5 protein-coding genes and 1 pseudogene are annotated in these 5,780 nt (G+C 46.1%); 5 read left to right on the top strand and 1 reads right to left on the bottom strand.

Going from position 1 to position 5,780, the window contains the following annotated elements; translation table 11 throughout:
* The first annotated feature begins 74 nt into the window (after positions 1-74).
* Positions 75-799: pseudogene (locus tag H6F80_RS04800) on the top strand (IS6 family transposase).
* A gap of 30 nt (positions 800-829) precedes the next feature.
* Here H6F80_RS04800 and H6F80_RS29650 read toward each other — a convergent pair.
* On the bottom strand, positions 830-1,777 hold the full coding sequence (locus tag H6F80_RS29650; RefSeq protein ID WP_190790468.1) for a LysR family transcriptional regulator: 948 nt from the start codon (positions 1,775-1,777) through the stop codon (positions 830-832).
* A 519-nt stretch (positions 1,778-2,296) separates the two neighbouring features.
* On the opposite strand from H6F80_RS29650, the gene H6F80_RS04790 reads away from it, so the two are divergent.
* The 4 genes from H6F80_RS04790 to H6F80_RS04775 form a co-directional block, all read left to right on the top strand.
* On the top strand, positions 2,297-3,130 hold the full coding sequence (locus H6F80_RS04790; RefSeq protein WP_190790467.1) for an ABC transporter ATP-binding protein: 834 nt from the start codon (positions 2,297-2,299) through the stop codon (positions 3,128-3,130).
* A 131-nt stretch (positions 3,131-3,261) separates the two neighbouring features.
* Positions 3,262-3,990: an ABC transporter permease gene (locus H6F80_RS04785; protein WP_190790466.1), complete on the top strand. Its 729-nt coding sequence runs from the start codon at positions 3,262-3,264 to the stop codon at positions 3,988-3,990.
* A gap of 106 nt (positions 3,991-4,096) precedes the next feature.
* On the top strand, positions 4,097-5,140 hold the full coding sequence (locus H6F80_RS04780) for an ABC transporter substrate-binding protein (protein WP_190790465.1): 1,044 nt from the start codon (positions 4,097-4,099) through the stop codon (positions 5,138-5,140).
* 41 nt (positions 5,141-5,181) lie between these two features.
* The coding region (locus H6F80_RS04775) for a cysteine hydrolase family protein (protein ID WP_190790464.1) at positions 5,182-5,780 on the top strand (599 nt) is incomplete at its 3' end.

Raw genomic sequence — 5,780 nt, 5'->3', positions numbered from 1 at the left:
CATCTGCATAAGCTTCAGAAGTTGCCGGGGCGCATCGTGCGGTACTTTAAACATCCTGCCATTGCTTATGCTGCCTGACCTTATGCACTCTCTATACTTGCCAGGTTAATAAGTGGCGGCACCTTCTACCTGAAATCATCTTACTCAAGGGGCAGTGGTACTGTCGCTACTCCCTTAGCTACCGAGAGTTGGAGGAAATGATGCAGGAGCACGGCATGGGAGTGGAGCATTTAACGATCAGCCGTTAGTTTTGAAGTATGCCCCGGAATTGGACAAATGCAGTCGACCCCACCCCAGGCCCACGAATCATTCCTGGAGGGTGGACAAAACTTATATCAAAGTCAGGGGAGCGTGAAAATATCTGTATTGCGCCCTGGATTCGGAGGGCAATGCCCTAGGCTTTATGCTTAGTGCCAAGCGAGATGGCAAGGCAACCGCCCGATTTTTCGCAAAGTGCTCAAACCTCAGCACGATCAGGCTCCGCGCGTAATTACTGCCGATAAAAAATGCTGCTTATTCGGTAGCAATTGAGGGGCTGCAGGAGGATGAGACAATCACCGAGGAGACCCAGTTGAGGCAGAGCAAGTATGTGAACAATATTATTGAGCAAGATCATCGAACCAGCAGCGGATAGTGAGACCGATAAGGGGGTTCAGGTCATTCAACAGGGCAAGGAGTACCTTGAGTGGGATCGAAGCGATGATATAGGGTTCATAAAGAATAAGTCAATGGCATTAATCGAGGGGAGATTGTATTCCAGGCCAGATTTATTGAAGCAATTTTTGGAGTAGCTGCTTAAGACGATGAGATTGATAAAAATTGTTTGTCTTTAAAGAGTTTTTGCGACACAACCTGCTCGACTCCGAATTACTTCTACCATCTTTTCCGCAGCCAGGCTTAAATGCTGTCTATGGTTTGTGATAAGAACTGCCGATCGCGACAAAGAACATTCTGACACTTCTATCACGATAAGTCTGCCAGCTTCTAAATCTTCTTGAACCAAGGAATGGGGCGCGAATGTTGCACCGAAGTTAGAGAGTAAAAGTTGCCGGACTGACTGAAAACCTTTGACCTCGGCAACGATCTTGAAACGATGCTGATGAATTTGATAAATCTTCTCAACGATATTACCAATTCCACAAGGGCTGCTACCGAATGTTGATTTCTGCCGATGCAGAACAAGCGGTAATGTTTCAATCTCCTCCAGGTAAAGTTTCTTAGAAGTGGCTAAAGGATGGGTTGCACCAATCACTAGCAGAATTGGTTCCTCGTAAAGCACTTCGCAGGTTACATTGTCCTGAGGAAAAGGGAGCGACAAAATTGCTAAATCAAGCAAGCCTTGCTCTATTTGCTTAATTAGCCCCTCTGTATAGTCTTCTAAAATTTTTACATGAACTTGAGGATACTGTTGATGATAACGGCTTAACATCTGAGACAAAAATCGCTGTGACGAGGAAGGAGTTAACCCTAGCGTTACAATGCCTGTCACCGCTTGAGACATCCTTGCAACTGCAAATGCACCATCTTGCATTGCTTGTAAAGAATCTCGGCAATAGCGGATGAATACCCTACCTTCCTCTGTTAAATAAACCCCATTCGATCGCCGATGTAGAAGTTGAACTCCTAAAAATCGCTCAAGTCTCTGAATGTGCTGACTCACAGTAGGCTGCGATAAATTCAGCGCAACTGCTGCATCTGTAAAGCTATTTTTCTCCGCAACTTCAACAAATGAAATCAAGGCTGAAAAATCTAGATGCCCCACCTTGTGTTTATTCATTTTTCGGCTACTCTACAGGTAAATCTATTGGCTGGCAATATTTCTGCTCAGGGATAAAATTAACGCATTAAACTGAAATAGCTTCAGGCACGTATTTTCAGGACAATCTAAATCTGCCAAGCCTACTTTTCTGTATTATTAACTACATTAAAGTCAGTGAACTCTTCTAAGCCAGGGAGCACTTATATTTCGCCACAATATTGCTCTGTTTGTTAAAAAATATACAGGCAAACCCTAAGATAGGTAATTCAGCATAGGTAATTCTGCGCCGGCCGAATGATATTCGATAAAGAAGGCGCTATTGGATTCACAAATAGCAGGAATTCTAGAACGTAATCGGAAATGTGATGAAAAGTACGATTCCAGCCGTCTCAATCCCCTAACTTGATTTTGGATTTCAAGGGTTGGAGGCAAAGAGTTGCTATCATTCCAGCCGCAGAACTCCTGTAGCGCATTGGGGTTCAACTCAAGTGTGTTCGGCAGGTTGAGTCGGTGTCACACAAGGGAACACGACGGAAGATGAACTGGCTTTCTAGCAAAATAGAGCTACGTGAAATCAGCCATGTTTTTCAAAGCCACGATCGAAGGCCAGTCAATGCTTTGGAAGACATCAGTCTGCAAGTTTCAGCAGGTCGCTTTGTCAGCTTGATTGGACCCTCTGGAAGTGGAAAGACAACGCTGTTTAACATTATTGCGGGCTTGCAGCAGCCTACAGCAGGTCAAGTTTTAATTGACGAGCGGGATGTCACAGGCAAAATTGGGCTGGTAAGCTACATGATGCAGAAAGACCTGCTCCTTCCCTGGCGAACTGTTTTAGACAACGTTGTATTGGGGATGGAACTTCAGGGGATTTCCATTAGTAAAGCCAGACAGTTGGCCCTGCCATATCTTTACCAGTATGGCCTGGGTGGGTTTGAAAATCATTATCCGGCTGAATTGTCGGGCGGAATGCGTCAGCGAGCAGCGTTGCTACGTACTTTGCTGTGTCATACTGAGCTAATTTTATTAGATGAACCTTTTGGAGCATTAGATGCACAAACCCGCGCCCAGATGCAGGAATGGCTGCTTCAGCTCTGGAGTGACTTCGGCAAAACGGTTTTATTTGTGACACATGATGTAGACGAAGCGGTTTACCTCTCAGATGAAGTATTTGTCTTAACGGCTCGCCCCGGAACAATCAAAGCGCGGCTTGAGATATCGCTCGATCGCCCTCGTTCTCGTCAAATTGTGACTGATCCAAGCTTCATTCGTCTCAAGGAAACCTGCCTTGCACTGCTGGCGGATGAAGACATTGCAGGATCAATTTTAAAGCTCAGTCGGGATGTCGCAAGAAAAGGAAAAGCGCAGCGATGATTAGACTTCCAATTCCGGTTAACTCGATGCGCTGGGCAAGACAAGTTTCATGCCAGGGGCGCTCGCTACCACACGAACGGATTTGGTCTAAACACATCATTGTACTCTGGCAGATCTGTATCACAATCGCTTTGTTGACAGTATGGGAATTGGGAACTCGCATCGGCTGGATCGACGCTTTTTTCTGGTCTTCCCCGTTCACCATTTTAAAAACTGGAATTGTTTTCTTTCGTCAGGGCAGTGCAGTTAGCGATATTTGGTTTACTTTTCGCTCAACGATCGCTGGATTTTTCATCGGTACAGGTCTGGGTGCAGCAATTGGGTTAACCTTCTGGTGGTCGCGCAACTATGCTGCAATTGCTCAACCGCTCATCATTGCTTTTCATGCGACTCCTAAATTGGCATTAGGTCCGCTCGTCATCCTCGTATTTGGGATGGGATTTGCTTCTAAGGTTGCAATGGCAGTTGCGTTGACAATCGTGATATCCGTCTTGACTACTTACAGTGGTATTCAAGCTGTCGATCCTGATTTACAGCAGCTCATGTACTCACTGGGAGCAACTCGGTGGCAGGTTTTTACAAAAGTTGTGATTCCGTCGGTGTTACCCTGGATTATTTCGTCCCTGCGAGTCAATATTGGGCTTTCACTTTCCGGGGCGATCGTCGGTGAGTTTCTTGGATCTCAAGCAGGGCTGGGTCGGCTGATTCTTTATGCTGGGCAAACTTACGACATTGCTTTGGTCTGGGTTGGCGTACTCGTTCTCGCTGCACTTTCAGTGGTGATGTACGCCTTTGTGCAACATTTAGAACAGCTTCTGTTGAAAGGAGTAATGCATGGAACTCAGCCAATCAAAGAGTAAAACTGCCGTTCAGGGCAAAGGGCAGAAGGGATGGCTTTTTAGTGGGTGGAGCTTCAGGGGGTGGAACTTCAGTGGGTGGAGCTTCAACTTCTTATCGTGGAGATTAATGAGTTTACGATCTCAATTGAAGTGCTGGAAGCAGTTTGGGCTTATTCTGCTTGCGTTTGCAGCTTTTAGCTGTAGTGTTGCGATCGCTCCTGGGGACAGCGGTGATTTAACCAAGCTTGTAATCGCGGAACCGTTGCATGGAACCGGATATTTGCCGCTTTATGTAGGGATACATCAAGGATTCTTTGAAAAAGAAGGGCTGAACGTTGAAGTTGTGACTTTTCAGGGCGGAGGAGCGCATACCAACGCAGTGCTTGCAGGAGATGCCTGGGCATTTATTGGTGGACCTGAACGCAATGCTTTAGCCAAAATAAAAGGAGCTGAATTGCGGGCGATCGCTCATGTAGTCGATCGTGGAAATGTGTATCTTGTTGCAGGGAATCATCTCAACTTTACCCCAGCTGAACTTCAGCAAAATTTAGCAGAGCTGCTGCAGGGGAAGCGAATTGCTGTCAGCCACTTTGGTAGCACTCCAAATTCTATCTTGCGCTATGTTTTATCAAAGAAGGGGTTGGACCCGCAGAAAGACGCAGTACTGATTGAAGGAGAGCATACGGCAGCACTTGCCGCAGTGAAAACTAAACAAGCAGACTTTGCGATCACAACAGAGCCAATCTTAACGCAAGGAATTCGTCAGGGAATCTGGGGCGAACCCGTCTACAGCATTCCAGAAGAGTTGGGTTCGTATGCTTTCTCTACGATTAATGTCCACAAACAGACGATCGATCGGGAACCTGAAACCGTAGAGCGTTTTACCCGCGCACTGTATCGATCGATCCGATTTGTTTACGACAATCCAGATGAAGCATTTGAGATTGCGACGAAAGAATTTCCAATGATGCCAAAAGATGACCTAAAGGCAACACTCGATCGAGCCTTTGCGGATCAGCTCTGGAGCTCAGACGGTATTGTTAAACCTGAAGCGTGGAAGACGGGACATGCGGTAGTGCGAAAGGCAAATATCTTAAAAGAAGATGTTTCCTATGATGCGGTGATTGACATGCGTTTTATGCAAGCAGCAATTTCTAGCTCCCGTTTGTAAGATAATCACCACGTTCATTTTATCCTTCAACGAAATTAACCATGCAACCCTGGGACGGCATTATTTCAAACGTGGATATGATGAGCTTTCGTTCTGGTTTTCGGGGGATAGAATGCTCTCTGGAAGCCGGAGTAAAACCTGCTCTGATCATCGTAGACATGACACGAGCTTTTGTTGACAGTCGCTATCCAACGGGATGGAGTGAAACAGGGTATCCCGCAGTTGCAGCTAACCGCAAGCTATTGAATGTTGCCCGAAAAGCGACTATTCCTATTTATTTCACAAAGGGCTATGCAGAACCAGATTATAAACCTAAACCCGTCCAGCGAGGACGATGGAAAACTGGAAAACGACCTCTCGTTGATCCAGCTTTACCCCCTGGGGATGTTATTGTCGAGAACTTAACTCCACTTCCGGGAGAAATTGTAATTGACAAGCAGTCAAAGCCCAGCGGTTTTTTTGGAACCCCCCTAGCGTCTTATCTCGTTTATGAAGGAGTGGATACGGTAATCGTTACTGGAATGACGACGAGTGGCTGTGTGCGGGCAACGGTGCTAGATGCTTTCCAGTACAATTTCAATGTCATCATTCCCCATGAATGCTGCGCCGATCGCAGTCAAATTTCTCACAAAGTAAGCTT

It is taken from the genome of Leptolyngbya sp. FACHB-711, from assembly GCF_014695615.1.
GTDB lineage: Bacteria > Cyanobacteriota > Cyanobacteriia > Elainellales > Elainellaceae > Leptolyngbya_A.
This window is presented reverse-complemented; position numbering and strand designations above follow the sequence as displayed.